Source organism: Dongia sp., assembly GCF_041918875.1.
Classification (GTDB): Bacteria; Pseudomonadota; Alphaproteobacteria; order Dongiales; family Dongiaceae; genus Dongia.
This window is the reverse complement of the sequence record NZ_JAYRUV010000024.1, coordinates 29,314-53,238: the sequence shown is the minus strand read 5'-3', so window position 1 is coordinate 53,238 and position 23,925 is coordinate 29,314. Positions and strand designations below refer to the sequence as shown.

Below are 23,925 nucleotides of genomic sequence, written 5' to 3'. Positions count from 1 at the left end.
TCCGCGGCTCTTTTCAGCCCAGCTCTTTTCAGCCCAGCGCACCGACCGTGTGGATAATGCCCGAGCTTAGCCGCCGCACCAGTGTGTAGAGACCGGCGATCGGCCCGAAAACGGCCTGATGCTCGCGCTCATAGGTCTGGTGCCAATCGCCGACATAAGTTGCCGCCTCGCCGAAATCGCCCTCGAACTTCAGCTGCTCGACCTTTGGGAAGATCATGTTGAGCTTGCGCATCGCATCGTCGATCTCAAGATGGAATATCTTCGAGACCAGCTGCTGCCGGGTGATGTTATGCTGGTCCGAAAAGTCCGGGATATGCGCTGTCAGCGTGAAGATGCGCATGATGAGCGCGATGCGCAGCCCATGCATCAGGCGCAGGTTCATCCGCGTCTCGTCGCTTATCTTGGCCTGCGGCAGGCCAACCAGTGCCAGGCCCTCGCGCAGGTCCAGCATATCGCGCTGGAAGACGCGGTAGATCTTGGCCAACTTCTCATAGACCCGGTCGCCCTCGAGATGCTCGGCCACATGCCGGAGTTCCACTGCCGCCGCCGGATCCTTGGCCTGATAGGCACGCGACAGCCACTGGCCCGGATCGAACAGGTCGACATAGCATTTCAGCGCCTCGAGATCGGTGAAGGCCAACGCCCAGTCCACCATGCCGAGGAGTCGCCGGCAGCGGGGCGAGGATTGATAGAGCCGCTGGAACCGCTCGGGATCGCGTGCGATCGCCTGCCCCACACCTCCCACGGTGTTGGCCAGCATGCCGAGCTGCTGCAGGATGCCATTGTGCGGAATGGCGCGCATTTCCTTCGGATGCGTCAGGTTCACGCGCTGCGCCAGGCCTTCATGCTCGCGTTTGACGGGACGCGAGCCGCTGGTGAACAGCAGGGTGCCTCCGAACGTATCGAGCAGCGCCGCATAGGCCGGATCGTTCATGACCTCCTCGTTGAAACGACGGATGGTGATGAAGAACTCCTTCACGTAATCCTCGTCATGACGATAGGCGGGGTCGGATTCCACATCCTCGGTCGGGATCGGCAGCATGTATTCCAGGATACGCGTGACGGATGCCAGCGCCACGTCCGGCGTGATGAAATAGAGATAGCCGTCCCCGCCCTGGAAGCTTGCCTCTTCCTTCACCCTGATGCCGGCTTGCGCGAAATTCTGCCGGCTGACTGGCGATGCCACGTATTCGAGCCGGGCCCGGAAATCTTCCGGATGGCCGCCACGGCCGATCGACTCGCCATGCGTGTCAAAAATCACCAGTTCGACATCGTCGAAACCTCGCTGGCGCAGCAGCTCCGCCAATTTCAGGCGCAGCCATTCGACCGAGATCGCCGCCACGGTCTGCCCCAGATGCCGTCCCGCATCCGAAAAACCCGTCTGGATGCAGAGCCGCCCGCGCTGTCGGACGTAGGCGGCAAAGGCCGGATTCTGCAGGCATTCGTCGATGACACGGATGCCGCGCTCGAACGCCTTGGTCGTCTCGAACAAGGGAGAGATATCGACCTTGCCATCGACGCCGAACAGCTTGGCGAAATAGAGTGCCGCCAGCAATGTAAGCGGCGTCTCCGTCTCGGCGATGAGAAAGCGCACCGGCACGGTGGCGTCGATATATTTCAGCATCTTCGCTACGATCATGAAGAGACGCTTGGCGGAAGTGCGCTCGGCCAGGATCGAGGCGAAGTTGATCTGCACCGGCTTCACGGTGAGCAGGAGCTTGGCAATCTTGGCGATATAGGAGCGCTTATGTGCCGGATCGTCGGGCGCTGCTTCCATGTCGATGAGCTTGCGTATCGCATTGTGGATTTGAACGGCATTTAGCCGCACATGCGTGTGCGCCAGGCCCAGCCCATGATTGGCCAGTTCCGCCCGCAACACGATGAGCCTGCGCCGCTGCTCCGGCGTCTTCGAAAGACCGACGGCGCGCTCGATCAGTTCCAATAGCTGCGCGGAATCGATAAGACGCAGTTCGCGCCCATCATGCATGCGCTTGGCGATGCGGCGCACTTCCTCGGCCCAGGCGAGCGGTGCCTCGCCTTCCTTCTTGCCGCCTTGGAAGACGGCGATTTCGTCCTCGGCCTCCTTGATCGCCAGAGCCAGCCGGCTTTCCAGCAATTCGAGGAGATGCACGAGGTCGACATGGCTGCGCTTCTGCTCAATGCCGGCGCGCAGTCCTTCGACCACCTTCACATAGCGCTGCAGCTGCAGCACCTGGATCTTGAGGCGGGTGAAAAGCGTATCGCTCCATTTGATGTCCGAACGACCGTCCAGGTCGTAGCCGACCCAACTCGCGACCGTCATCAGGCGCGGTGACAGCTTCTCCCATTCCTGGGGGTAGTTTTCCGCCGCCACATCCAACGCGATCTCATAAGCGCGCCGCAACGCGCTGTGAATGTTGGCGATCGCGGCCACAGACATGTCGTATTCGTAGCCGAGATCCAGCTTCTCCGGCGGTCGATGTTCGACTGCCCGTGCATCGGCCAGAATCTTGCGCCGCCGTCCCGCGGTGAGTTTCTCGCCATCCGCCGTGCGGCCGACGCCGAGTTCGGCCAGCAACCGCACCATTTCGTGCGACTGGCTGAAGGTCGGGTGGCCGGTGATGACGATGCCGAACAGTTCGCGCTCGACGGCCGCCTTGTAGGCCTGGAACGGGATGCGGGTCCCTTTCCCCTTTCCGCCGCCCGGCCGGCGCGAGCCCGCCGCCAGCGCCTGGAACGCTTCGCGCAGGCGCTGTTCATTGCGCTTGGGATCGCTTTCGCCAAGATAGCAATGCAGCCGATCGGCGCGGTGCTCGAAAGCACCGGCGGTGAGTTCCTGGATCAAGGTTTCGATGGCGCCAAGGCTCAGCTTGCCTCTTTCCAGGCGCTTGCCGACTTCAAGGGCCAGCAGTTTCACCGAATTGCCGAAGGGATTGCGCTCGCGCAGGCCAGCAAGGTCGCCAAAGACGGCCTTCAGCTCCCGCTCGGTCCTGGCGGCCTCGAAGCCGCGCTCGACCGGGAACATGCGCTCCAGCGGCTTCAGCCCGGCCTCGATTGCAGATCCCTTGGCCGGCTTATGAGCGGCGGTCTTCACGCGCAAAGCAGCCACGTCACCACCCCGCGGCGTCGCCCGCTTCGACGTGCTCATCCACCCCTCCAGATCAAATAATCACTGCGCCGGATGGATAAGACTAACCCGCCCGGCGCAGTCGCAAAAGAGCTTTTGTGCAGCGCAAAACCGACAGCTAGCCCCGCAAGACCTCCAGGGCAGTCCTACCGAGTTCGGCCGGGCTTGGCGTGATGTGGATACCCGCAGTCCGCAGCACCTCGATCTTCTCAGCGGCACTTTCCCCGCCACCCGATACGATAGCACCGGCATGGCCCATGCGCCGCCCGGCCGGCGCCGCCTTGCCGGCGATGAAGCCCACCACCGGCTTCTTGCGCTTCTCCCGCTTCAGGAACTCGGCGGCATCGATCTCCGGTGTCCCGCCGATCTCGCCGATCATGATGATGGCTTCGGTCTGGTCGTCGCCCAGGAACAGTTCCAGGATATCCACGAAACTGGATCCATTGACCGGATCGCCGCCGATACCGACCACGGTCGACTGGCCAAGGCCGACCGCGGTCGTCTGCGTCGCCGCTTCATAGGAGAGTGTGCCGGAACGCGAGACGATGCCGACCTTGCCCGATTTGTGCACATAGCCCGGCATGATCCCGATCTTGCACTGTTCTGGCGTGATGACGCCCGGGCAATTCGGCCCGATGACCCGCGACTTCGTACCTTTCAGCTCCTTGCGCACCCGCGCCATGTCATGGACCGGAATACCGTCGGTGATAGCCACGATGGTTTCGATCCCGGCATCGATCGCTTCCATGATCGAATCCATGGCGTAGATCGGCGGCACGTAGATCGCCGTCGCATTGGCGCCGGTCTTGGCGCGGGCTTCGTGCACGGTGTTGAATACCGGCAGGCCCAGATGCGAGCCGCCGCCTTTGCCCGGCGTGACGCCGCCCACCATATGGGTGCCGTACTCGATTGCCTGCTGCGAGTGAAAGGTGCCCTGCGTGCCGGTGAGGCCTTGGCAGATGACCTTGGTGTTTCTGTCGATGAGAATGGCCATGGTTCAAGCCCTCTTCAGGGTGGCAAGGTTGCCGCGCGTCGCTTCGACGATCTTCTGGGCCGCATCGGCCAGCGTCGTCGCGGTAATGATCGGCAGGCCCGATTGCTCCAGGATCTCGCGACCCAGCTGCACATTGGTGCCTTCCAGCCGCACGACGAGCGGCCGATCGAGTCCAACTTCCTTCGCCGCGCCCACGATCCCCTCGGCGATCGAATTGCAGCGCATCATGCCGCCAAAGACATTGACCAGGATGCCCTTCACGCCGGGATCGTTGAAGATCAGCTTGAAGGCGCGCGCCACCCGCTCCTTGGTCGCCGCCCCGGCGATATCCATGAAATTGGCTGGCTGCCCACCGAAATGCTGGATGATGTCCATGGTCGCCATGGCGAGGCCCGCGCCATTGACCATGCAGCCGATATCGCCGTCGAGCTTCACGTAATTGAGGTCGTGGCGCGCCGCTTCCAGTTCCAGCGGATCGACCTCGTTATCGTCGCGCAGATCCTGAATATCGTTGTGCCGGAACAGGGCATTGTCGTCGAAGATCATCTTGCAGTCGAGCGCCACCAGGCGGCCGACGCCGGTCACGACCAGCGGGTTGATTTCGATCATCACCGCGTCGAGGCTGCGGAACGCCTTGTTCACCGCCATCACGAGGCGGACGAATTTGTGCACCTCGCGCTCCTTGAGGCCCAGATCGAAGGCGACCTGGCGGGCCTGGAATGCCCGCATCGGCGTTGCCGGCTGCATGTCCAGCCGAATGATCTTGCCCGGATGCTTGGCCGCCACTTCCTCGATATCCATACCGCCTTCAGTCGAGGCGATGAGGGTGACGCCGCCTGTCATGCGGTTTATCAGCTGCGCCACATATAGCTCGCGCGCGATGTCGCTGGCCTGCTCGATATAGACCTTGCGCACCTGCCGGCCTTCCGGCCCCGTCTGGTGCGTCACCAGCTTCATGCCAAGCATCTGGTCGGCATTGGCCACAACTTCCTTGATCGAGCGGCACACTTTGACGCCGCCGGCCTTGCCACGGCCGCCGGCATGAATCTGCGCCTTGACGACCCAGGTCGGGCCATCGAGTTCTTCCGCAATCGATTCCGCTTCGACCAGATTGTGGGCGACATCGCCCCGCGGCACCGGAACGCCGAACCGGCGCAGTAACTGCTTTGCCTGGTATTCATGAATATTCATCGCCGACTCTCCCTATCGACCTGCGCCGGCATCAGGCCAAGTGCGGCCGTGGCGCCCGTTTGCGCGATTGCATTTCTTGGAGCTGTATTGCTGCGTTCAGCAGGCCGATTGACCAAGCGGTCGGATATTTCTCCGACCCCCGCATCCGGCACGCGATCACTCTGGTCGCATGGGCGGATGACGACTACTTGAATAGTGCTGGCGGCACTTGTCCGGTCATTCGTCCGGGCGCTCTTGGCGACCCGCTTTCATCTTATCGCGGTGGGTCTTTCTCACTGTCCCAGATTCGACTAGCATGATAGCGAAAACGTCACGAGTCGCCGGCACCCGTTATCATGCAGAAAGCATTGTTGAATCGGCTTCATCGTTCGACGGCGATGACATCACTGACAGTCTTGCTGCTGTTGACCGCTTGTGCAGATAGCGACACGCCATTCGTTGCGCCGCGCAGCGCCAGCCTTACGCCGAGCGGGGCAGCGCCCGGCAGCGGCCTCACGGCAACCTATGACGACATGCAATGCGTGCCTTATGCCCGGCTCGCCTCCGGCATCAACCTGCGCGGCGACGCCTATACTTGGTGGGACGGTGCCGCTGGCATCTACCGGCGCGGCGCGGCGCCGACGCCCGGCGCCGTTCTCGTGCTCGCCCGGACCAGCCGCCTGCGCAGCGGCCATGTCGCCGTCGTGCGGCAGGTGATCAGTTCCCGCGAAATCCTGGTCGATCATGCCAATTGGATTCCGGGACAGGTGCTCAACGGACAGAGCGTCCATGACGTCTCGCCGGCCAATGATTGGACCATGCCGCGCTTCTATAATTTCGAGGCTGGTGTCTATGGCAGTGTCTATCCTGCCTACGGGTTCATCTACAATGTCGCCGCGACAACCGCTCCGGCGCCGGTCGCATCAAGCGGCACGCTGCTTGGGTTGCCGCCGCAATAACCCGCGCTGCCGCAGGTCCAGGACCGTGTCGCGCAGGGATTGCTCCAGTGGCCGGCACTGCCAGTGCAGTTCCTTTTGCGCTTTGCTGCAGTCGAACGCCATGGACGAGCGCGCCAGTCTGACACCGGTCAAGGGCGCCATCGGCGGCTCCTTGGTAAGATTGGCGACACCTTCGCTGACCAGGGCCGACACATAGGCCAGCCAATAGGGCACTTTACGCTTGGGCATCGCCAATCCCGTCAGCCTTTCCAACTCGCACAGCAGGTGGCCGAGACTGAGATTCTCGTGGCCCAGAATGTAGCGCTCGCCGATGCGGCCATGCTCGGCCGCCAGCAGATGGCCCAGAGCGGCATCGCGCGCATCGACCAGGTTGAAATCGCAGTCGAGATAGGCCGGCGTCGTCCCGTTGAGAAAACCCAGGATCATCTTGGTGGGTGGCGTCAGCAGGAAATCGCCGGGCCCGATCGGCATGGTCGGGTTGACGATGACCAGCGGCATGCCCGTGTCTGCGGCGGCTTTCGCCGCTTCTTCTGCGCGGAACTTCGAACGGCAATAGGGCCCGGGTACGTCACCTACCGTATGCCGCACCTTCTCGTCGATGAGCGCGTTCCGGGAACTGCGCGGTGCGTTGATGTTCTTCAGGATCGATTCGGTCGAGGTATAGACGAAGCGTGCCACGTTGGCTTCCGCCGCCGCATCGAGGACGCGGCAAGTGCCCTCGTAATTCACTTCGTGAAACATGTTGGGGTCCGCCGCCCATAGATTGGGATTGGCGGCCAGGTGAAAGACGCGGCTGACACCAGCCATCGCCCGCCTCAGCACGGCTCGGTCACGGATCGACCCCTGGCGAAACTCGACATTGGCAGGCTGGGGCTGCACTGGCGATTGCGGCCAGTCGCGCAGATCCAGCACCCGGACACGCTCGCCACGGGCGCTCAGCAGCGAGACGAGATGCCGGCCCATGAAACCACAACCGCCCGTGACCAGCACCTGGCCCGCCTCGCGCGACTCCGTTCCTACCATGTAAGCTCCCACATCATGCTTCCGGTCCGCATCCTCGCTGCGCTCATCCTTGCTTTCGGTGTCGCACTATCTGCGCCCCGCGCGCTTCGCGCAGACATACAGCATGCGGCAGCGGCAACCTATATTCGCACCCTCGTGGAAACAAGCCTCGGCCCCGATCTCGACACCGCCAGCCTATGCCCGCAGGTATCGGCGTTCGGCCGCTTTGCCGCCGGTCACGCCTGGCAAGCGCTGCCGGGACCGGAACGCAGCCGGTTCGCGCAAGGTTTCTGCGCCCTGGCGCTGGACGCCGTCGGACGCCTGCGCGCGGCCTATCCCGGCCTGCGCCTGGACCTCGGCGAGGTCGGTCCGGGCGCGCAAGGAATGGTCGCGGTTGACAGCCAGATCGCGCGGCCGGGCCTTGCCCCTTGGCGTGTCAATTGGCTGGTTGCTGCGGATGGGAACGGCCTGCGCCTGGCCGATCTCAAGATTCTCGGCATTTCGCTCGGCATCTTTTTGCGCAGCCTTGTGACATTGCAGGCCCAGCCGCATGCACCTCAATCGGTCACGGCGGAATATTTTCTGACGCCCTGGCGGCGAGCCCTGGATCGTGCCTTTCCGCCGCTCCCGGGGCGCCCTGCCGAGTGATGACTTCGCCGGTCCGGTCTGCTATTTAGCGGGCTCCGCCAGGATTTTCCGGCTGCACAGGTAAGATATTGCGCAAGCTAGCTTATTTTCTCAGGACGCTGGCCCTTCCGGGCGTCGTCCTGGCAATGATCGTCGCGGCCATGACGGCGCCGGCGGCTGCCCACGCCATCATCGTCTCGGCCGTGCCCGCGGCCGGCGCGACCGTCAGCGGGCCGGAAATCGACCTCGCTTTCACTTTCAACGTGCGGATCGACACGGCGCGCTCGAAGCTGACCCTTACCGGCCCCGATGGCGGCGTCCGCGATATCCCTATCCTGCCGAATGACAGCCCGGCCGTCCTCGCCAGCCGTCTGAGCGCCCTCGCACCGGGATCCTATTCCGTACGCTGGCAGGTCCTGGCGACGGACGGTCATATCACCCGCGGCGACGTCAAATTCACGGTGGCGCCTTGAGCGGCGCGCCCCGGATCTGAAGGACTGGCCGCTTATGTCCCTCCTGCTCGATATCTTCGGCTTCCTCACGGTCCTGTTGTCCGGCCTTGCGCGCTCGGCGCAGTGCTTCTATGTGGGATCGATCGCGTTTCTCTGTCTTTGCGCCTTGCCGATCTGCGGCCCGACCGATTCACACATCGTCGCGGTCAGCCGCCGCATCGCCCTCTACAGTGCCGCTTTCATGGTCGCCATCCTGGCCGTCAACCTGTGGGCGCATACGGCCATTCTCGCCGGCACCACCAATGACAGCTATCTGACTGCGCTGGGCGGGACCTACGCCTCGGCCCAGCTGCTGCGGCTGGGCGCCGGTCTTGCCGCGATCGTCCTGCTCAGCCGGTCCGCGCGGATCGACTTCCTCCTGCCAATCCTTGCATTGATCGATATCGGTGCCGGCATCGCCACCAGCCATGCCGTCGCGCGCCTCGACAATCAAGGCATTCTCATCGCGACGACGGCCCTTCATCATCTGGGCGCGGCGATCTGGATCGGCGGCCTGCCCGCCTTCCTCCATGCGCTCAATGTCCTGCCGCGCGGCGATGCCCTTCAGCGCATCGGCCTGCGCTATTCCCATCTCTCCCTGTTGTCCGTTTTCGCCATCGCCCTTTCCGGCGGCGTCATGCTCATCTTCTACGTCGGCTCGTCGGAAGCAATGTACGGCACCGCTTACGGCATGATGCTCGGCACCAAGACGATCCTCTTTTTCACTCTGCTGCTCCTTGGTCTCTTCAATTCCCGCACCGTCCGCCGCCTGTCCGGCGATGCCGGCGCATCGCTCCTGCGGCTGAAGCGCTTTGTCGAAGTTGAGATCGGCATCGGCATCACAATCCTCTTCGTTGCCGCCTCCATCACGTCGCTGCCACCGGCGATCGACCTCACCGAAGGACGCGCGACGTTGACCGACATTGCCGAACGGCTTGAACCGAAATGGCCGGCGCTCAAGAGTCCGGACATGGATAGCCTGGCTTTCTACGAAGAGCAGCGCCAGGCCGCCGCCGCGGAAACGTCCGAGGACGCAAGTCACATGCAGGTCTATGTCCCCGGCGCCGGCATGCCGCTGCCGCGCAATGCCGGAGACATCGCCTGGTCGGAATACAACCACCACTGGGCCGGCATATTCGTGCTGGCCATCGGCATCCTGGCTCTGCTGGAGCGGACCGGGCGCGCGGCCTGGGCCCGGCACTGGCCGCTATTGTTCGTTGGCCTTGCCGGATTTCTCTTCCTCCGGTCCGAGGCCGAGGGCTGGCCTTTCGGCGCCCTCAGTCTCACCGAGAGCTTGCTCGATCCGGAATTCGTCCAGCACAAACTCTTCATGGTACTGATCACGGGTTTTGCCGGCTTTGAATGGAGCGTGCGGACCGGCGCGTTGACGCGCAGCTGGGCGCAGTATGTCTTCCCCCTGCTCAGCGCCATCGGCGGCATGATGCTGCTCACCCATTCGCATTCCATCGCCAATGTGAAGGAATTGCTGTTGATCGAGATGACACATATGCCCATCGCCATCCTTGGCATCTGGGCGGCCTGGTCGCGCTGGCTGGAATTGCGTCTTGTCGGTCGCGGCCGGCGGATTTGCGGCTGGCTCTGGCCGAGCTTCTTCTGTCTGGTCGGCGCCGTGCTGATCCTTTATCGCGAGATCTGATCTGATGCTTGAGAGAATTGTCGGAACTGTCGTCGGCTGGAGCGAGCGGCGCGCCCTGTTGCTCGTCATCCTGTCCCTGCTGCTGACCGGGGCCGCCGGGCTTTTCACCGCGCGGCACCTCGGCATGGACACCGACACCGCCAATATGATCTCGCCGGATCTCCCCTGGCGCAAGGACCTCGCCCACTTCAACGACCTGTTCCCACAGAATACCGGGCTGCTCGTCGTCATGATCGATGGCAAGACACCGGATGCTGCCGAGGACGCTGCCGCCGCCCTCTTTGCCAGGATCGCCGCACGCAAGGATCTGTTTGCGACCGCCCGACGTGCCGACGGCGGTCCTTTCTTCGAGAAATACGGTCTTCTCTTCCTGCCCACCGACCAGGTGCGGAAGATCGCCGACGCCGTGATCGAGGCGCAGCCTTTCATCGGGTCGCTGATGCAGGATCCGACGCTGCGCGGTCTTTTTGGTACATTATCGTTCTTCGCGGAGCATGTCGCGGAACAGCCTGGCAGTATCGGCCGCCTGGAGAAGCCGCTCGCGTCGATCTCGACGGCGCTCAGCGATGCGCTCTCTGGCAAGCGGCAGGCCATGTCGTGGCAGACGGTGCTGTTCGATCGTCCGACCGAGGCACGCGAGCTGCGCCGGCTCATCCTGACCCAGCCCAACCGCGATTTCGCCGCGCTGAAGCCGGGCGAGGCCGCAACCGGCTTCGTCCGCGACAGCGTCAAGGAACTGGGCCTCACTCCTGATACCGGCGTCACCGTGCGGCTGACCGGTCCCGTCGCCCTCAATGACGACGAATTCGCCACCGTCGCCGAAGGCATGGGCTGGGCGCTCATCATCTCGACCGTGCTGGTCCTGCTGTGGCTCTTCATGGCGCTGCGCTCGATCAAGCTCATCCTGGCTACCTTCATCACACTAGTGATCGGCCTCGTCCTCACCTTCGCCTTTGCGACGTTGGCCGTTGGCAAGCTCAACCTGATTTCCGTGGCCTTTGCCGTCATGTTCATCGGCCTGTCGATCGATTTCGGCATCCAGTTCGGCGTTCGCTATGGCCAGGAGAAGATCGAGGGCGGCTTCGTCGGTGCGCTCACCCGGACCGGCATCGCCATGGCGCGGCCGTTGACGCTGGCCGCCATCGCCATCGCTGTGGGATTTGCCGCCTTCATCCCGACCGACTATCGCGGCGTCTCCGAACTGGGCCTCATTGCTACCGCCGGCATGGCGGTCACGCTGGCGCTCAATCTCACGCTCCTGCCTGCTTTGCTGGCCCTTTTCAAGCCGCGCTTCCTCGCCGCCGAAATGGGCCTGGCCTGGGGCAAGGCGGCCGATCGATGGCTGCTGGGGAACCGCAGGATCGTGCTGGCCGTCTGGGCCATCCTGGCCGTTGCGGGCCTCGCTTTGTCGCCGCGCCTCGCGTTCGACTTTCATCCGCTCCATCTCAAGGATCCCAAGGTTGAATCCATGGCGGCGATCCTCGATCTGATGAAGGATCCGATCCGCTCGCCCTATGCGATCGAGATTGTGGTGCCGGACTCCGCGGCCGCCGATGCGCTGAAGGAAAAGCTTTCGAAGCTGCGCGAAGTCCATGCCGTCATCTCGGCCTCCAGCTTTGTGCCCAAGGACCAGGATGCCAAGCTTCCCATCCTTGAGGATCTGCAATTGCTGATGGGCGTCACGCTGGAGCCGGTGGCGACGAAGCCGGTTCCCTCGGTCGAGGAAATCCGCGCTTCCCTCTCGCGCTGCGCCGCCAGGCTGCGCGAGGCTCTTCCCTCGTCGGATAAGGCACAGCAATTGGCGCGCCTGCTCGACCAGGCGGCGGGAGCCGACCCGTCGCTCTATCCGGAACTGCAGCGCATGCTGGTCGATGGCCTCATGCCGCGTATGAAGATGTTGGCTTCCGCCCTGCAGGCGGAACCTGTGACGCTCGAAACTCTGCCGGACGAAATCAAGTCCCAGTGGATCGCGGCCGACGGCGAGATGCGCCTGACCGTGATGCCCAAGGGCGACAGCAACGACAGCGCCGTGCTGGCGAATTTCGTCACCGCCGTGCGCGGCGTGGCGCCCGAGGCCACCGGGCCTGCCGTGCAGATTTACGAATCGGGCCGCGCCGTCACCAAGGCCTTCCAGATGGCGAGCCTCACCGCCATCGTCGCCATCGCCATCCTGTTGTTCGTTATCCTGCGGCGGCCGCGCGATGTCGTCTATGTCATGTTGCCGCTGCTCATGACGGGGCTCGGCACGATCGTCGTTTGCGTCGCCTTCGGCCTGAAGCTCGACTTCGCCAACATCATCGCGCTACCGCTGCTGCTCGGCATCGGCGTCGCCTTCGATATCTACTTCGTGGTGAACTGGCGCCGCGGCACCGACAAGCCCCTCTCTACCAGCACGGCCCGCGCCGTATTGTTCAGCGCCCTCACGACCGGCTCGTCCTTCGGCAGCCTCGCCCTTTCCAGCCATCCGGGCACGGCACGCATGGGCATGCTGCTGCTGATATCGCTTGCCATGTTGCTGGTGGTGATCTTCGCCTTCATGCCCGTCCTGATGGGCAAGCCGCCGAAAGCGGCCGAATAGGCGCAACAACAAAAGGCGGGCGCCAGATGACCGCCCGCCTTTTCCAGTTCGGTCGCCCCGACCGGCCTTGCCGGATCAGGATTCCTTCTTGAGATCCTCGATCTTCTGCTCCAGCGAGGCAATCAGCGCATCCGCGCCGCCATCGACGACAGTCTTCGAGAATTCCGAGCGCAGCTGCGCCATCTGCGAGATGGCGCCGGCGAGATAGATATCGATCACCCGCCACACATCCTTGTTGTAGCGGAACAGGTAATTGAGTTCGACGGGTTCGCCGTTCGAGCGGATCAATTGGGTTTCGACCAGCGTGCGGCCCTCGCCAGCCGCCTTCGCCTCGCCAACCTTGAACTCCTGGCCCTTGAACTCCTTGAAGCGGGCTGCATAGGTCGTGATCATGTATTTGTTGAAGGTGACCAGCACGGCGCCCTTCTGGTCGCCCGGCATCTTGGTCCATTCCGGCCCGACCGAGATCTTGCACATGGTCGCTACGTCGAAAGTCTCGTTGAGCACCGGTTCTATCACCTGAAAGCGACCGTCGAAACCCAGTTCCGCACCGCGCTTCATGCAGTCCAGCAAGGCGGCATAAAAACCGTTGACCAGGGTCACCGGATCCGGCGCTGCCTGTGCGAAAGCAAAGGCGGGCTGCAGCATCGCCGCCGCGCCAGCCATGGCCAGCGCCTGGCGGCGGGAAACCATCCGCATGCTCATGCCCGCGCGCTCGCCTCGGCAACACCCAGGGCGGCGAGCGCCTCGCTGACGATATGGCGGGCATTGAGCCCTGCAATGTCGTATTGTTTCTGCGGCGCATCGTGATCGATGCAGATATCCGGCAAGTTCATGGGTCTGATCTTCAAGCCTTTGTCCAGGGCACCACTCTTTGCCAGGAACTGTAGGACATGCGCGGCAAAGCCGCCAATGGCGCCTTCCTCGACCGTGATCAACACTTCGTGTTCGCGGGCGAGACGCTTTATCAGCTCCTCGTCGAGCGGCTTGCAGAAGCGCGCATCGGCCACCGTGCAGGAAAGGCCCTTGGCGCCGAGTTCTTCGGCGGCCTTCAGCACCTCCACCATTCTCGCCCCGTAATTGAGAATGGCGATCTTGCTTCCCTCGCGGACGATGCGGCCCTTGCCGATCGGCAGCACGTCGCCGCGCGCCGGCAGGTCGGCGCCGACGCCCTCGCCGCGCGGATAGCGGAAGGCGCAGGGGCGGTCGTCGATGGCGGCGGCGGTTGCCACCATATGCATCAGTTCCAGTTCGTCCGACGGCGCCATCAGCACGAAGTTCGGCAGGCAGCCCAGATAGGCGATGTCGTAATTGCCGGCATGCGTCTGGCCGTCGGCGCCGACCAGACCGGCGCGATCGATGGCAAAGCGCACAGGCAGCCTCTGGATGGCGACATCGTGCACCACCTGGTCGTAGCCGCGCTGCAGGAAGGTCGAATAGATCGTGCAGAACGGCTTCAGCCCCTCCGTCGCCATGCCGGCGCAGAAGGTGACCGCGTGCTGCTCGGCGATCGCTACGTCGAACGTGCGGTCCGGAAATTCCTTGCCGAACGCATCGAGGCCGGTGCCGGATGGCATCGCCGCCGTCACCGCGACGACGCGCTCGTCGGCCTTGGCTTCGGCGATCAGCGCCTTGGCGTAAACGCCGGTATAGCTCGGCGCCTTGGGGGCAGATTTCTGCTGCACGCCCGTCGCCACATCGAACTTGACCACGCCATGATAACGGTCGGCCGAGGCCTCCGCCGGGGCATAGCCCTTGCCTTTCTGCGTTACCACGTGAACCAGTACCGGCCCCGGCTCGTCCGACTTGGCGAGGTTCTGCAGCACGGGAAGCAGATGGTCGATATTGTGGCCGTCGATCGGGCCTACGTAATAGAAACCCAGCTCCTCGAACAGCGTGCCGCCGCCCGAGATGATGCCGCGCGCATATTCCTCCGCTCGCGCCGCCATCTTCTGCAAGCGGTCGGGCAGGATGCGCGAGACGTCCTTGGCGAAATGGCGCAAGGAACGGAACGAGGTCGACGAAAGCGAACGCGACAGATAGGCCGAGAGCGCGCCGACAGGCGGCGCAATCGACATATTGTTGTCGTTGAGTATGACGATCAGCTTGGTGTCGAGCGAGCCGGCATTGTTCATTGCCTCATAGGCCATGCCGGCCGACATCGAGCCGTCGCCGATGACCGCGATGCAGGCACGTTTGCGGCCCTGCATTTCGCTGGCCACCGCCATGCCGAGTGCCGCCGAGATCGAGGTCGAGGAATGCGCGGTGCCGAACGGGTCGTATTCCGATTCGGAACGCTTCACGAAGCCGGAGAGGCCGCCGCCCTGGCGCAGCGTGCGGATCCGGTCGCGCCGGCCCGTCAGAATCTTGTGCGGGTAGGCCTGATGTCCTACATCCCAGATCAGGCGATCGTAAGGCGTATCGAAGACATAGTGGATCGCCACGGTCAGCTCGACAACGCCGAGTCCGGCACCCAGGTGCCCACCCGTTACCGAGACGGCATCGATGGTCTCCTGGCGCAGTTCGTCCGCCAATTGGCGCAAGTCCGAGGGGTCGAGCTGGCGCAATTGCGCCGGCGTGACGACGCGGTCGAGCAAGGGTGTTTTGCTGGTCAAGAGAAAAGCCTTTTACCCATTGTTGATGCGCCCCAAGGTTGATGCGCTGCTGGCCGGCAATCAGTAAGCAACCCGATGCCGGGGAATGTGACTGTTCAAGGTATCCGAATCCGGGTGCTTATAGGCAAATCGCTGGCAAAGTGCCACCCCTTTCCCAGGCACATTACCCTGAAATAGCAGCAAAAGCTCCGAAATGGTTGACAAAATCGATACATTATTGCGCGTTTACCGGCGACTTCCCTTTAGTTGGCCCCCAAATGCGGTGATTGCAGTGGTCAAGCAAGGCAATTCTGTGTAAACGGTGCTTTCAGTCCCAGCTACTCACCGCGGTTGAATAGCATTGTGTTATGGCGTCAAGACTGAGCGCCTGGCTAGGGTATTTGTCATATTTCTGTTGAACAGAGTGGATCGATTGGCATGCGGGTAGTTCTGGCTCAGCCGCGCGGTTTCTGTGCTGGCGTCGAACGCGCGATCGAGATTGTCGAGCGCGCGATCGAACGTTTCGGCCCGCCGGTCTATGTACGGCACGAAATCGTTCACAACCGGCACGTCGTCGAAGGCCTGCGCGCCAAGGGCGCCGTCTTCGTCGAGGAACTGGACGAGATACCGGAAGGCCGCTACGCGATCTTCAGCGCGCATGGCGTTTCGAAGACCGTCGTGCAGGCGGCACAGGAGCGCGGCCTCAACGTCATCGACGCCACCTGCCCGCTCGTGTCCAAGGTGCATACCGAAGGCACGCGCTATGCCGACCAGGAACGCCAAGTGATTCTCATCGGCCATGCCGGCCACCCTGAAGTCGAAGGCACGATGGGTCAGGTGCCCGGCGGCGTCCTCCTTATCTCGACCACCGCCGATGTGGCGAAGCTTGAAGTGAAGGATCCCGGCAAGCTCGCCTACATCACGCAGACCACGCTTTCCGTCGACGATACCAAGGCGGTCATCGAAGCGTTGAAGTCCCGCTTTCCCGAAATCGTCGGACCGAACACCAAGGACATCTGCTACGCCACGCAGAACCGTCAGCAGGCCGTGCGCCAATTGGCTGAGCAGGTGGATCTCGTCCTGGTCATCGGCGCCCCCAATTCGTCGAATTCGAACCGCCTCAAGGAACTGGCCAAGGAACTCGGCATTAAGAGTTACCTGATCGAAGACGCCTCGCAGCTTCGCCCCGAATGGCTGGCCGATGTTGGCTCGGTCGGGGTCACCGCGGGCGCTTCCGCTCCCGATGTTCTCGTCCAGGACCTCGTGGCGCGCTTGCAGGAACTCAAGGACGTCCAGGTCGAATTGATGATGGGCGTCGAGGAAAACGTTCGTTTCCGCTTGCCCCCGGAACTGGCCGACCAGGCATTGTCCGATCTGCCGGCGGCAGCGCAGTAAGAATAAGAAGAAGGAGTTCACCCCTTGTCCGTACCTTTGCGCCAAGCCGTCCGTGTCGGCTCATATGTGGTCAAGCAGCACCTCCTGGGCCGCAAGCGCTATCCGCTGGTGCTCATGCTGGAACCCTTGTTCCGCTGCAATCTCGCCTGCTCGGGCTGCGGCAAGATCGACTATCCGGCCGAGATTCTGAACAAGCGCATCTCGGTCCGGGAAGCGCTGGATGCCGCCAACGAATGCGGCGCGCCCGTCGTTTCCATCGCCGGCGGCGAGCCGCTGCTGCACAAGGAACTGCCGGAGATCGTCGATCGGCTGATCAACGAGCAGAAGCGCTCGATCTATCTCTGCACCAATGCCCTTCTTCTCGAAAAGAAGATGCATCTCTACAAGCCCTCGCCCTATTTCACCTGGTCGGTCCATCTCGACGGCTCGAAGGCCGAGCACGACAAGTCGGTCTGCCAGGACGGCGTCTACGATCAGGCCGTTGCGGCGATCAAGAAGGCGAAGGCCGCCGGCTTCAACGTCAACATCAATTGCACCTTCTTCGAGGGCACCGATGCCGACCGTGCCGCCAGCTTCTTCGACGACGTGATGGAGATGGGCGTCGACGGCATCACCGTCTCGCCGGGCTATGCCTATGAGCGCGCGCCCGACCAGCAGCATTTCCTCAACAGGAAGAAGACCAAGGACCTGTTCCGCGCCATCTTCCGCAAAGGCAATGGCGGCCGTCGCTGGCAGTTCAGCCAGTCGACCCTGTTCCTCGACTTCCTCGCCGGCAACCAGGCCTATCACTGCACGCCCTGGGCCAACCCGACCCGCAACGTGTTCGGCTGGCAGCGTCCCTGCTACCTGCTGGGCGAAGGCTATGCCCGCACGTTCGCGGAACTCATGGAAACGACGGATTGGGACAAATACGGTGTCGGCAACTACGAGAAGTGTGCCGATTGCATGGTCCATTCCGGCTTCGAAGGCAGCGCCGTGAAGGACACGATCCGCAGCCCGCTCAAAGCCCTGAAGGTCGTCATGAAGGGCATCGAAACGGAAAAGCCGATGGTGGCCGACATCTCGCTCGATAAGCAGCGCCCGGCCGAATATGTCTTCTCAAGCCATGTCGAGAAGGCGATGCACGAAATCCACGAAGAGAAAGAGCGCCTAAAGCAAGGCCGCGCGGCCGCGGAGTAGTGCGGCCATCGCGGTCCGCGAGCGCAACGCTACGCGGATCAGTGCCGGCAGCTGCCAGGGCTTTTTCAGCAAAGACAGAAGGACGGCACCGATCGCGGGCCGTCCTTCTTCGTTGAGGCCCACCAGCGCCGCTTGCGGCAGCGTATCCTCCGCCGTGTCGGCAACGGCGCGGATGACGAGGAACGGCAGCCCGTGACGGCTCGCCACTTCCGCCACATGATGACTTTCCATATCGACGGCGAGCGCACCGCTCGACTTGAAGAGAACGCCCTTCTCCGCCCGCGTCGCGGCCGCCACGGACCGGCCGGCGATCAATCCTTCCAGCCCACCGATCCTGTCACGGACCTGTTGCTGCCAAGCCTCATCGCACGCAATCGTCCTCCCATCGGCAAGCTGCACGGCGTCGGCGATGATGAGGTCGCCTGGCTTCAATGACGGATCGAGCGCACCTGCGATACCGAAGCTCAGCAGGGCGGTCACGCCCTCTTGCACCAGCAACTCGGTCTTGTCGCGCGTCGCTCGCGGGTGCCCGCCGCCGGCAACCACACGATAGCCAAGACCCTCCAGGAGCCTGGCTTCAGCCAGCATGCCGGTGACAACGCCGACCTTCATCACATGCCGTACATGACGTGCTGCGCGTTGCCCTGCTTGAGGTTGCGATAGCGCGCCATCGCCCAGATCGGGAAGAACGCCTTATAGCCGTGATAGCGCAGGTAGAAGACGCGCGGGAAACCGACGGCCGTGTATTCCTTCTCGTCCCAGGTGCCGTCGGCCTTCTGCATGTCGGTCAGGTAGGCCATGCCGCGCGCTACCGCCGGGCTGTCCACCTCACCTGCCGCCATCAGGCCCAGCACACCCCAGGCCGTCTGCGACGGTGTCGATTCCGGCCCCTCGCCCCGCGGCTTGTCGGCCCAATAGCTGTCGCCGCTTTCGCCCCAGCCGCCGTCGGCGCGCTGCTTGCTCGTCAAGAACGCCACGCCCTTGCGCATCGCCGGATGATCCGGCGCCAGGCCGATGGCGTTCAAGGCACACAGCACCGACCAGGTGCCGTAGATATAGTTGGTCCCCCAGCGGCCGAACCAGGCGCCATCCGGCTCCTGCTCGCGCAGCAGGTAGTCAACCGCCGCCTTCACCTTTGGATGATCGATCTTGTAACCGAGCTGCGCCAGCATCGAAAGGCAGCGCGCCGACACATCGGCCGTCGGCGGATCCAGCAGTGCGCCGTGATCGGCGAAGGGAATGTGGTTGAGGTAGTAGTATTCATTGTCGGCGTCGAAGGCACCCCAGCCGCCATTCTTGCTCTGCAGCCCGAATATCCATTCCACCGCGCGGTCGATCGATTCCTTGTAGCGGGCATGGTCCAGGCGATCCATCGCCATCACGACCACGGCCGTGTCGTCGACATCCGGATAATGCGCATTGTTGTACTGGAACGCCCAGCCGCCAGGGCGCACGCCCGGCGCCTTGGCCGCCCAGTCGCCCACGACGTCCAGGATCTGCCGGTCCTTCAGCCAGTCGGTGGCCGCCGTCACGCGCGCCGCCGCTTCCCCACCCACTTCGAGCAGGGCGTGGGCCGTGAGGCCCGTATCCCAGACCGGCGACAAGCAGGGCTGGCAATAGGCCTCGTCGTCCTTGATCACCATCAGCTTCTCGATCGACTGCTTGGCGATGACGAGGCTGGGATCGTTCTTGGGGAAACCCAGCACGTCGAACATCATGACCGAATTGGCCATGGCCGGATAAATGGCGCCGAGCCCGTCTTCGCCGTTGAGCCGTTCGATCGTCCAGGCCACCGCCTTGTCGACCGCCTTCTGACGAAGGCCCTTCGGGAACAATCCATCGACGCGCTGCAGGATGCGGTCGACGACGCGGAAGAAGACCGCCCAGGGGCCCTTCCGGTCCATATTGTACCAGTTGGCGACCTCTTCCGGCGGCACCGGGAACAGCTCCTGCACGTCGACCCGCTTCGGATTGCGCGCCTTAGGCTGTTTCGACATCAGCACCAGCAGCGGCACGATCACCGTGCGCGACCAATAGCTCACCTTGTCGAGGTGGAACGGGAACCATTTGGGCAGATGCATGATCTCGACCGGCATCTTCGGCACCCCGCGCCACGGGATCTGCCCGAACAGCGCCAGCTGGATCAGCGTGAACACGTTGCTCTTCGCAGCGCCACCGAAGCCCAGGATCGCGTCCCGCGCCCGCTTCATATGCGGCGCATCGATATCCTCGCCGCAGATCTTGAGCGCGTAATAGGCCTTCACGGAAGCCGAGATATTGAAAGCACCGCCATGATAGAGCGGCCAGCCGCCATGCGCTCCCTGGATATTCTTCAGGTAGCGCACGATCTTGGCTTCCGTCGCCGTGTCGATCTCGCCCAGGAAATGCTTCAGCAGGACATACTCGGCCGGAATCGTCGCATCGGCTTCCAGTTCGAAGGCCCAATGGCCATCTTCCCGCTGCTGCTGCAGCAAGGCGCCGGCGGCTTTTTCGATTCCCAGCTCCAAACGTTCCGCAAACGCGGCAACGCCAATCTCCGCCTGGGCAGCGAGGTTGCGACTGCTCATTCTTTTGAATCGCTCTAATATTTTCCGATGACTGGCCGGAGAATGCGCGATTTTCCCCCTGTTTTCAAGCCTTTACCGTTACTATAGTGCATTTCCCCCGGTCCCGGTAACTCCTGATATTTCAATGCTTTATTAATGCTCGTCCGGCATTTTTACGCATCGGTCCTGAAGGGTGGCGATGCTCGTAAGACTGCAACGGTGGTTGGGCGCCCGGCTGTCTCGGCAGCTGATGGCGGCGTTGGCGATCAGTGTTTTCCTGATCGGCGCGCCGGCCGGCCTGCTGCTCTATTTCTTCAGCGAGCGCTGGGCCGTCGAAGATGCCAAACGCATCATTCTCGGTGCCCAGGAAAATAAGCGCCACGAAATCGAAACGGCGCTGGCCCAGGCCGAACCGAGCCTCGACAGGCTGCGGGACTTCATTACCGGCGCGATGGCCGCGCCGATATCGGCAGCGGATCTTGCGGCCTTTGGCAGGCTCGGCGTGCCCTTCCCCGACGGTTCGCTGCGCTCCGACCCCAAGACGTTCGACGGCCGCCGCCATGCCGGGGTCTATATCGACCCCAAGACGCCGCTGTCGGATTTCAGCAAGGCGCTGCACGCCCGCGTCCAGCCGATCGTCGAGCTTTACGGTGCCGGCACGGTGCCGCGCTTCGATACGCTCTGGTTCCTGACGCGCTGGCACTCGACCATCGTCCTCATGCCGCGCGTGCCGACTTATGTGCGGGATGTAACGCCGAACGTCGATTACAATGTCACCGAATGGATCACCGGCGCCGACCCCGGCATCAATCCCGGCCGCGCGCTCTACTGGACCGAACCGGCCTACGACCGCGTCGCGCGATCCTGGATGGTCAGCGCCGTCAAGCCGCTCGACCTCAATGGCGAATGGATCGGCACGATCGGCCATGACTATTTCCTGGCCGGCCTGTTCGACCGCCTTTCCGGCAATCGCACCTTCGCCGCCAGCCAGGATTTCCTCATCGACGCCAAGGGCGACTATATGCTGGCCGGCGCCTGGCAGAAGCATATCGAAAGCGTCGCCTTCGCCGCTGCCGACAAGGCCATCATCGATGCCGCGCTGGCGCCGGTCTGGCGCGCCCTCGGCCGGTTCGAGGCGCCCCGCATCGTCGCTGCGGAATTCGACGGTCAGCCGGTCCTCGCTGCGGCGGGGCATATCGCCGGACCGGACTGGACCCTGCTGCACATCGTTCCGCTGCGGAGCGTCGCCGGCCGGATATCCGACGCCTTCCTCGGCTCCGTCGTCGTGACCCTCATCGCCTTCCTGCTGGTCGCCGTCATCACGCACAGCCTGCTGCAGCAGCGTGTCGTGCAGCCGCTGCGCCTGCTGGCCGATTCCGTGCAGCGCTTCGAACAGGGCGAAAACAGCAGCCGCGCCGACATCCGCCGCCATGACGAGATCGGGCGCCTTGCCAGCGCCTTCAACGCCATGGCCGAACGCATCGGCAAGTCGCGCCGGAAACTGGAGAAGGCGCGCGCCGAACTGGAAAGCCGCAACGCCGAACTGCAGCGCGCCAACCGCACGAAATCGAACGTGCTCGCCAATATGAGCCACGAGTTCCGCACGCCGCTCAACGCCATCATCGGTTTTTCCGAACTGCTCAACCTGCAGCTCTACGGCCCGCTCGGCGACGAGCGCTACGCCGAATATGTCGGCCATATCCACCATAGCGGCAAGCATCTTCTGGAACTCATCAACGACATCCTCGATCTTTCGAAGATCGAGGCCGACAAGATGGAGCTGAAGTTCGGCGATTACGACATCCGCCCGCTCATCGACAATTGCCTGGCCATGATGAAGCCAGCGGCCGACGAACAGGGCGTCCAGTTGCAAGGTCTCACCGGCACGCTGCCGATCGCCCTCGATTGCGATCGCCGCGCCTTCAATCAGATGCTGCTCAACCTGCTCAGCAATGCCATCCGCCACACGCCGGCCGGCGGCTCGGTCGCGGTTTCCGCCGACCCGACACCGGCGGGCGATCTCGTCGTGACGGTCAGCGACACGGGCAGCGGCATCTCCGAGCGCATGCTGCCCCTGCTCTTCTCGCCGTTCGGCATCCGCGCCGCCCATACGGCCGAAAACGAGCCCACCAAGCGCGGCGGCACGGGCCTCGGCCTCTCCATCACGCGCGGCCTCATCCGCCTGCATGGCGGCGACGTGACGGTGTCGAGCAAGGTCGGCCAGGGCACGCGCATGGGCCTGGTCTTCCCGGCCAAGCGCGTGAAGTCCGTGGTCGCGCCCGCTGCCCTGCAGCCCGAAATGGCCGGTTGAACGGCGGCGAAGCGTTCCTAGCGCTGCAGCTTCAGATGCACGACGTCGATCGAGCCGGCTTTGAAGCCCGCCTCGCAATAGGCCAGGTAATAGGTCCACATGCGCCGGAAGCGTTCGTCGAAGCCCAGCGGCTGGATCTTCGGCCAGGCCAGCAGGAAGGATTCGCGCCATTCGCGCAACGTGCGCGCATAGGAGCTGGCAAAGCCGTCCTGCCCCAGCAGCTGCAGGCCGCTCTCCCGCGCCAACTGGCGCAGCGCCGTGGCGGTCGGCAGCATGCCGCCCGGGAAGATATAGCGCTGGATGAAATCGGCATTGCGCCGGTAGCTGTCGAACCGCTCCTCGGCGATGGTGATGATCTGCAGCACCGCGGTGCCGCCCTGGTTGAGGCGATCGCGCAGCACATCGAAATAGCGCTTCCAATGCGCCTCGCCCACCGCCTCGAACATTTCGATCGAGACGATGCTGTCGAACAGACCCGGACAATCGCGGTAGTCCTGCAGGCGCAGCTCCACCCGACCGCCCAGTCCCTGCCGCTCCATGCGCGCCCGCGCGAAGACCAGCTGTTCCTTCGACAGAGTAAGGCCGGTGACGCTGCAGCCGAAATCGCGCGCCGCCACTTCGGCGAAACCGCCCCAGCCGCAGCCGATCTCCAGCACGCGCTTGCCCGGTCCCAGTTCGGCCAGTTCCGCCACCCGGCGGTACTTGTCGACCTGCGCTGCCTGCAGCTCGCTGGCACCGCGCTCGAAATAGGCCGAGGAATAGGTCATCGAGGGGTCCAGCCACTGGCGGTAGAATTCGTTCCCCAGATCGTAATGATAGGCGATGTTGCGCTTGGCGCCCGCCTTCGAATTCGGCCGCATCAGATGCATCAGGCGATGCCACGCCTTGACCAGCGGCTTGCCGGACAGCGCCTGGGCCATCGCCCGCTCGTTGCGTGCGGCGAGTTCGATAAGGTCGGTGAGGTCCGGGCTGTCCACCTCGCCCGCCATATAGGCCTCGGCGAAACCGATATCGCCGCCGCGCACCAGCCGCCGGATGCCGCGCGAATCCTTGATCTCGAGCGCTGCCTCCGGTCCCGGCTCCGGTCCTTCCACCGCATGGCTGCGCCCGTCGGGAAACATCACGGCGAGCCTGCCCACGCGCAGGTGATTGAGCGTCCGGTTGAAAATGTTTTCCCAGATGTTCGCCGCCGGATGAGCCGCTCCCCTCTTATCGACTCCTGTCCGGTCCCGGCTCTGCAATGATCCCGCCATGCTTGTCCCCCTCATGCCCGGCGAACTGTCATCAAGCGATCCATTAACGGATTGGCGGAAGTA

The 23,925-nt window shown here is 63.4% G+C and carries 17 protein-coding genes; 8 read left to right on the top strand and 9 right to left on the bottom strand.

Annotation, left to right across the window (positions count from 1 at the left end; genetic code table 11):
• Positions 1-28 precede the first annotated feature (28 nt).
• The 3 genes from ACE3TY_RS19950 to sucC form a co-directional block, all read right to left on the bottom strand.
• The gene (locus ACE3TY_RS19950) at positions 29-3,127 is read right to left on the bottom strand and encodes a phosphoenolpyruvate carboxylase (RefSeq protein ID WP_374656284.1); all 3,099 of its coding nucleotides are present in this window, start codon (positions 3,125-3,127) and stop codon (positions 29-31) included.
• A 97-nt stretch (positions 3,128-3,224) separates the two neighbouring features.
• Positions 3,225-4,100 (bottom strand): succinate--CoA ligase subunit alpha, encoded by an 876-nt coding sequence (gene sucD, locus ACE3TY_RS19945; protein WP_374656282.1) that lies wholly within the window; start codon positions 4,098-4,100, stop codon positions 3,225-3,227.
• Positions 4,101-4,103: 3 nt separating this feature from the next.
• Positions 4,104-5,291: an ADP-forming succinate--CoA ligase subunit beta gene (gene sucC / locus ACE3TY_RS19940; protein WP_374656280.1), complete on the bottom strand. Its 1,188-nt coding sequence runs from the start codon at positions 5,289-5,291 to the stop codon at positions 4,104-4,106.
• Between the two features lie 377 nt (positions 5,292-5,668).
• Between sucC and ACE3TY_RS19935 the strand changes: the two genes are divergently transcribed.
• Positions 5,669-6,229, top strand: coding sequence for a CHAP domain-containing protein (locus ACE3TY_RS19935; RefSeq protein ID WP_374656278.1), 561 nt, complete (start codon positions 5,669-5,671; stop codon positions 6,227-6,229).
• On the opposite strand, the gene ACE3TY_RS19930 is transcribed toward ACE3TY_RS19935, so the two are convergent.
• Entirely contained in the window at positions 6,194-7,252 is a 1,059-nt protein-coding gene (locus ACE3TY_RS19930; RefSeq protein WP_374656276.1) for an NAD-dependent epimerase/dehydratase family protein, read from the bottom strand. The genes ACE3TY_RS19935 and ACE3TY_RS19930 overlap by 36 nt on opposite strands.
• A gap of 15 nt (positions 7,253-7,267) precedes the next feature.
• Here ACE3TY_RS19930 and ACE3TY_RS19925 point away from each other — a divergent pair, with 15 nt between their 5' ends.
• From ACE3TY_RS19925 to ACE3TY_RS19910, 4 genes are all read left to right on the top strand, one after another.
• Positions 7,268-7,879 carry an ABC transporter substrate-binding protein gene (locus ACE3TY_RS19925; RefSeq protein WP_374656274.1) on the top strand — a complete coding sequence of 204 codons (612 nt, stop codon included), beginning with the start codon at positions 7,268-7,270 and terminating at the stop codon, positions 7,877-7,879.
• A gap of 68 nt (positions 7,880-7,947) precedes the next feature.
• Positions 7,948-8,331 (top strand): copper resistance CopC family protein, encoded by a 384-nt coding sequence (locus ACE3TY_RS19920; RefSeq protein WP_374656272.1) that lies wholly within the window; start codon positions 7,948-7,950, stop codon positions 8,329-8,331.
• A gap of 34 nt (positions 8,332-8,365) precedes the next feature.
• Positions 8,366-10,006 (top strand): copper resistance D family protein, encoded by a 1,641-nt coding sequence (locus tag ACE3TY_RS19915; protein ID WP_374656270.1) that lies wholly within the window; start codon positions 8,366-8,368, stop codon positions 10,004-10,006.
• Between the two features lie 4 nt (positions 10,007-10,010).
• Positions 10,011-12,584 carry an MMPL family transporter gene (locus ACE3TY_RS19910; protein WP_374656268.1) on the top strand — a complete coding sequence of 858 codons (2,574 nt, stop codon included), beginning with the start codon at positions 10,011-10,013 and terminating at the stop codon, positions 12,582-12,584.
• Positions 12,585-12,659: 75 nt separating this feature from the next.
• On the opposite strand, the gene ACE3TY_RS19905 is transcribed toward ACE3TY_RS19910, so the two are convergent.
• Positions 12,660-13,289: an ABC transporter substrate-binding protein gene (locus ACE3TY_RS19905; RefSeq protein ID WP_374656266.1), complete on the bottom strand. Its 630-nt coding sequence runs from the start codon at positions 13,287-13,289 to the stop codon at positions 12,660-12,662.
• Positions 13,286-15,199, bottom strand: coding sequence for a 1-deoxy-D-xylulose-5-phosphate synthase (dxs, locus tag ACE3TY_RS19900; protein WP_374656264.1), 1,914 nt, complete (start codon positions 15,197-15,199; stop codon positions 13,286-13,288). Before dxs ends, ACE3TY_RS19905 begins: the two co-directional genes overlap by 4 nt.
• 417 nt (positions 15,200-15,616) lie before the next feature.
• Between dxs and ispH the strand changes: the two genes are divergently transcribed.
• Positions 15,617-16,573 (top strand): 4-hydroxy-3-methylbut-2-enyl diphosphate reductase, encoded by a 957-nt coding sequence (gene ispH / locus ACE3TY_RS19895; protein ID WP_374656262.1) that lies wholly within the window; start codon positions 15,617-15,619, stop codon positions 16,571-16,573.
• A gap of 24 nt (positions 16,574-16,597) precedes the next feature.
• Positions 16,598-17,752 (top strand): adenosyl-hopene transferase HpnH, encoded by a 1,155-nt coding sequence (gene hpnH / locus ACE3TY_RS19890; protein ID WP_374656260.1) that lies wholly within the window; start codon positions 16,598-16,600, stop codon positions 17,750-17,752.
• Here hpnH and ACE3TY_RS19885 read toward each other — a convergent pair.
• Together ACE3TY_RS19885 and shc are read right to left on the bottom strand one after the other, a co-directional pair.
• The gene (locus ACE3TY_RS19885; RefSeq protein WP_374656258.1) at positions 17,723-18,364 is read right to left on the bottom strand and encodes a nucleoside phosphorylase; all 642 of its coding nucleotides are present in this window, start codon (positions 18,362-18,364) and stop codon (positions 17,723-17,725) included. The genes hpnH and ACE3TY_RS19885 overlap by 30 nt on opposite strands.
• Positions 18,364-20,319: a squalene--hopene cyclase gene (shc, locus tag ACE3TY_RS19880; protein ID WP_374656256.1), complete on the bottom strand. Its 1,956-nt coding sequence runs from the start codon at positions 20,317-20,319 to the stop codon at positions 18,364-18,366. The genes ACE3TY_RS19885 and shc overlap by 1 nt, the downstream gene beginning before the upstream one ends.
• 238 nt (positions 20,320-20,557) lie before the next feature.
• Between shc and ACE3TY_RS19875 the strand changes: the two genes are divergently transcribed.
• A complete protein-coding gene (locus tag ACE3TY_RS19875; RefSeq protein WP_374656254.1) occupies positions 20,558-22,609 on the top strand; it encodes an ATP-binding protein in 2,052 nt (683 codons plus the stop codon).
• Between the two features lie 17 nt (positions 22,610-22,626).
• Here ACE3TY_RS19875 and ACE3TY_RS19870 read toward each other — a convergent pair whose 3' ends face one another.
• The gene (locus ACE3TY_RS19870; protein WP_374656252.1) at positions 22,627-23,862 is read right to left on the bottom strand and encodes a class I SAM-dependent methyltransferase; all 1,236 of its coding nucleotides are present in this window, start codon (positions 23,860-23,862) and stop codon (positions 22,627-22,629) included.
• Positions 23,863-23,925 lie beyond the last annotated feature (63 nt).